Here is a 5,230-nt window from a genome sequence, read left to right on the forward strand (position 1 = left end):
TTAGGCTCTGATGTTCAAACAAAGGATAAACTTCTCTTGCAAGCTGAGAGGAATGTTTCGATTGATGCCACACGCAATAGTATGGATAATCAGAATGGGAGTGAAACATCTCATGTTGCTTTACACAATGGCTCTCATTTAAGTTCTGGAAAAGAGACCACTGTTCTCTCTGGAAAAGATATCCATATGGCGGCTTCCGATATAGATGCCAAGGGCAAGGTGGGGCTGAAAGCCAGTAACGATATCCTGATCAACAATGCAGAAGATAGCTTACATTATGAGATATCCGATCACAAAGAGGATGGAATATTTAGTGAGAGAGTCCATAATAATGTTGAGGCTACTCAAGTTGTGGGCTCAAGTATAACAGGGGGTGAAGGGATGGCCTTTGAATCTGGCAACGATACAAAAATCATTGGATCGATGCTTTTTGCTGGAAAAGAAGAGGAAACACCAGATCAAGCAAAAGCAGATATTTCTATTCACTCTGGTGGGAATATTCTCATAAAAGGCGCTCAAGAACACTACGATCAGCAATACCAATCGTCATCAAGTAGCTTTTTGCATGAGAAATCTTCCGATAAATCTGAATCGCACACCACAACAGTTTCCTCTGTTCTTGAGGCAACGGGCAACATTGATTTGCAAGCAGAAAAAGAGTCCACAATTACTGCTTCTTATCTGCTTTCAGGTCAAAACATCAATGTGACAGCAGAAAATGTGACGATTGATGGCATGCAAGATCACCATAGCAGCCACTCAGAAGAACATGCATCTGGTTTTGGCGCGGGCTCAGGTGAGGACTTTGTGTCGATATATGGGAGTGAGGAAAAGGTGCAAAATGAAGAGAGTTTTGAACATCAAGGCTCTTCTCTCAATGCGTATGGCACTATCAACATCATTGCCAAGAAAAAAGATGTGAGCATAGTGGGCTCTGATTTTGCAGGTGAGAATATTAACCTTTCGGCAGCTCGTGATGTCAATGTGCTTGTGGGTCATAATAGCCATAAGTCAAATTCTGAAGAAAAGCGTTCAGGTTTTGGCATTCAGTTTGGAAAGAGCAGCAGTAGTGTTTCTTTGGGTGTTGGGGTTGCAAGCGTCAAAGATACGGGCGATCAATGGGAAACCACTTCCGCACAATCACACATCACGGCACGCCGAGATGTGCAGATTACTGCTGACAATGATGTAAATATGCAAGCAGCTATTGTTTCGGCAAATCGTGATGTGAACATTGATGCCGGTAATAATATCACGCTTTCGGAAAGCCAAGATATCTCTAAGACACAAAAAAACCATGAAAATTTCTTTGCTGGTGTTACAGGTTCTGTCAATGTGGGTATTCTTGGTACAGTAAAAGATGTAAAGGATGCAGTTAAACGTTTTGGTCATGGGGATACAAAACACAAAATCGGCAATGGCATCATTCTTGGTCTAAAAGGCAAAGATCTCTATAACAAAGGCAAAGATCTCTATAATGGGATAAAGAGCGGATCAACAAAAGATTCCCTTCTCAAGATGGTGGATATTTCTACCAGTGTTACCGTAGGCTTTAAGACTGAAAAGGAAGAGAAGTCTTCTCAGACATCTACTGCTGTAACCAATAGCATAGAAGCTGGGCGTTCTGTCAATATGAAAGCCCACAAAGGCAGCATCCATGGTGTTGGAGCTGATATTATCGCTGGCACCAATCCTGTTTATGCGCTGGGCAATGATCCGCAGAGCGGGAATATCAACTTGGAAGCAGGACAGCATATTACCTTTGAAAGTGCGCAAAACAAGAAAAGCAAACAAAAACATAGCCAAAGCGCTTCAATGAATATTGGAGCCAGTTATGGCACGGGTGGCGCAGGGGTAACAGGCAGTGCTGCTTTTAGTCAAGGGGAAGGTTCCAGTGAACAGGTTCAACAAAAGAACAGCCATATTGATGGCACAGGTACTGTTCATACCACGAGTGGGGCAAACACCACATTGGCAGGCGCCGTGGTTTCTGGAGAGCGTGTAGAAATGGAAGTAGGAGGTGATTTTACCGTTGTCAGCCGCAGTGATACGGGACAAACTTCCAGCAAAAAAAACTCTGTTTCTGTTGGGGTTAAAGGCAATGGAAAGCCTGATGGTGCGTCAATAAACGTCTCTTTCCAAAATGATCAATCCTCCAGCGATTATCACAGTGTTGTGGAACAATCAGGCATTAAAGCCCGTGATGACGGCTTTGAGATCACCGTTAAAGATAAAACAACGCTGACTGGAGGTATTATTGAAAGCACAGCCTTGGCAGAAAAAAACAGCCTGACCACAGGAAGCATCAGCACCAGTGATATCAGCAACAGTGCGAGTGCCAAAGCCAGCAGTGATGGGATTAGCATTGCAGCGGGTGGTGCAATGGGCGAATACGACATCGCTAAAAACATTGCCAAAAATGTTTTAGATCATGCAGAACAACAGGATTCAAGGGAAGGATATACCAAATCTGCCATTAGCGATGGCACCATCGTCATTACTGATGAAGCAGGGCAGAAGGCATTGACAGGGCAAGGCGTTGATCAAACCATAGCTTCCCTTAACCGTAATACCGCTGAAGCTCATAAGGGTGTATCACAAATAGATGTCACTAAGCTGGAACAAACAGCTGGTGAAGATCGTAAAATGGCAACACAATTGCTGGAAGAAGGATTTAAATACAGCGATAAAGCCTATAAAAAATATAGTGAAGAATCCTCTAAAAAGCGCAATGATGTAGCCTCTAAAAAGCGTAATGCTGAAGCTCCTAAAAAGCACAATGCTGAAGCCTCTAAAAAGCGTAATGCTGAAGCCCCTAAAAAGCGCAATGATGTAGCCCCTAAAAAGCGTAATGCTGAAGCCCCTAAAAAGCGTAATGCTGAAGCCCCTAAAAAGCGTAATGCTGAAGCTCCTAAAAAGCACAATGCTGAAGCCTCTAAAAAGCGTAATGCTGAAGCCCCTAAAAAGCGCAATGATGTAGCCCCTAAAAAGCGTAATGCTGAAGCCCCTAAAAAGCGTAATGCTGAAGCCCCTAAAAAGCGTAATGCTGAAGCCCCTAAAAAGCGCAATGCTGAAGCCCCTAAAAAGCGCAATGCTGAAGCCTCTAAAAAGCGTAATGCTGAAGCCCCTAAAAAGCACAATGATGTAGCCCCTAAAAAGCGCAATGATGTAGCCCCTAAAAAGCGCAATGATGTAGCCCCTAAAAAGCGTAATGCTGAAGCTCCTAAAAAGCACAATGATGTAGCCTCTAAAAAGCACAATGATGTAGCCTCTAAAAAGCGTAATGCTGAAGCTCCTAAAAAGCGTAATGCTGAAGCCCCTAAAAAGCACAATGATGTAGCCTCTAAAAAGCACAATGATGTAGCCTCTAAAAAGCGTAATGCTGAAGCCTCTAAAAAGCGCATGATGGAGTAGAAGGGGAAACCAAATCTGCTATCAGCGATGGGACTATCATCCTTACTGATACAACTGGACAGAGGGCGATGGGGCAAGATGCTGGACAAATCATTGGCTCTCTCAACCGCAACACCGCAGCAGCCCACCAAGCTGTAGGACAGCTAGATGTCGCACCGCTTGAGGGAGCAGTGCATAATCGCGTAGATATGATCAATGATTTATCGGATGAAGGATTGGGATACTGGGACAAAGTGCGCGAAGTCGCAAATGTTAAAGAACATCCAGTAGGTGAGATTTTGCATGATGAAAATGGCAATGTCCTCTATTTAACCGATGAAAATGGAAAACCTATAAAAGACAGCGATGGAGAATATATTACTCTGTATCACTTTTTAAATGCTGAAGATGAGCAGCATTTACAAGCTGGCTCTGATGGCAACAGGCGTATGTTCTATAATGGTATTTTTAACACACCAGATGAAGCAGCCGGTAATGCTGTCCACTTAGCTGATAATGAACATGAACCCCTTTATTTTACATACCACCCACAAGCTGATGATGTGCTGGTAGAATTAGGGGTAGCATATTATCAAAAGTTTTGGGAGGGTAGCACTTGGGGATTGAGTAATTCGACCAAGAAGTTCCAAGATTTTATCTATCGTTATGGCAATGACAATGCTATTGTTAGTGGGCATAGCCGGGGTACCTTAACAATACGCAATGGAGCAAATGACTTGCAAGAACATGGTATCCACAGTGTAGCCAAGAAAACAGACTTCTATCTTGTTGGAGCGGCTGCTCACATGCAATCGATGGCCAATACAGTAGATTATCTAAGCGATGGCGAAAAAAATTATATCTACATACAAGGTCATATGTTAGACCCCATTAGTACAGTGATTGGTTACAATTGGCCTACGGCTTATAAGGCACCTTTAAATCTAGATTTTTCACTTTTGGAGAAAGGTATAAAAAATCCTTTTTATATGATGATATTTGCAGCAAACAGTTTATTTACTATAGCAACTAATCCTCTCAGAGAGATGGGGAGAGCGGTCTTGGGCCTTAACCCGAGCCCCCATAATTGTTATGCTGATGCGAGTCGTGAGTGTCAAATTAATTATGGTTCATTTAGTTTTAACAAACTTTATTCAACGAGAACAGGGAACAAAAAATGAAAATGTTGTTTAATTTATTAAGCCTGCTCATTCTGTTAACGGTTGCTGGATGTGATATTGAAAACATTGACAAACCTGCTCCAGGATACGTGAGTATGTGGGAGAAGTCAGGTGCGGATTCTACTGAGGTAGGAAAAGCCTTATTAGAATGTGGAATGCCGAGTCTTATCGATCCTGATTCAGAAAATAGAAAGCAGAGCATCAATGCAAAAGCAACAACTTATACATGTATGATTCAAGCAGGATTCCGTTATAAAGGGGGAGGGAAGCCGTGTTATACTTTTAAAGAGGAAAACCTTCCGATTTGTCGACCAGGCGCGGTCATTCCGAAACGAAGTGTTGAAAAGCGCTTAAACAGCCCTTTTTGTAAAAGAAGTCCAGTACAACCTGAATGCAAACCTTAAGTTTTGTTTGTGATGACCGACAATCCCCACACTCACGTTTTTACATGCCTGTGCGGGATTGTTTCCTCAAGCAACCATTTCAATATTGTTCACCGTTGTTTAAACAGCGGTGACAGAAAATATCAACAAGCTTATGAGCTGTTTATTGTAAATAAATCCATTGAAAGAGGGGAAGAATGAAGAAAATCTTAAAACTATTGAGTTGTATAGCTCTGTTAAGTATCACTGGATGTGTTAACTCAATTCCCTCAC

Annotated in this window: 3 protein-coding genes; all 3 read left to right on the forward strand. The window is 42.4% G+C overall.

Annotated elements, in window-relative coordinates; all coding sequences use genetic code 11:
- Positions 1-3,414 (forward strand): hemagglutinin repeat-containing protein (locus tag ACFINY_RS09310; protein ID WP_375701037.1); only part of this gene is annotated, 3,414 nt, incomplete at its 5' end.
- Between the two features lie 68 nt (positions 3,415-3,482).
- Positions 3,483-4,574: a filamentous hemagglutinin gene (locus ACFINY_RS09315; protein ID WP_375701038.1), complete on the forward strand. Its 1,092-nt coding sequence runs from the start codon at positions 3,483-3,485 to the stop codon at positions 4,572-4,574.
- Positions 4,571-4,978 carry a hypothetical protein gene (locus ACFINY_RS09320; RefSeq protein WP_375612665.1) on the forward strand — a complete coding sequence of 136 codons (408 nt, stop codon included), beginning with the start codon at positions 4,571-4,573 and terminating at the stop codon, positions 4,976-4,978. Before ACFINY_RS09315 ends, ACFINY_RS09320 begins: the two co-directional genes overlap by 4 nt.
- Positions 4,979-5,230 lie beyond the last annotated feature (252 nt).

It is taken from the genome of Bartonella sp. AA23NXGY (assembly GCF_042197165.1).
Classification (GTDB): Bacteria; Pseudomonadota; Alphaproteobacteria; order Rhizobiales; family Rhizobiaceae; genus Bartonella.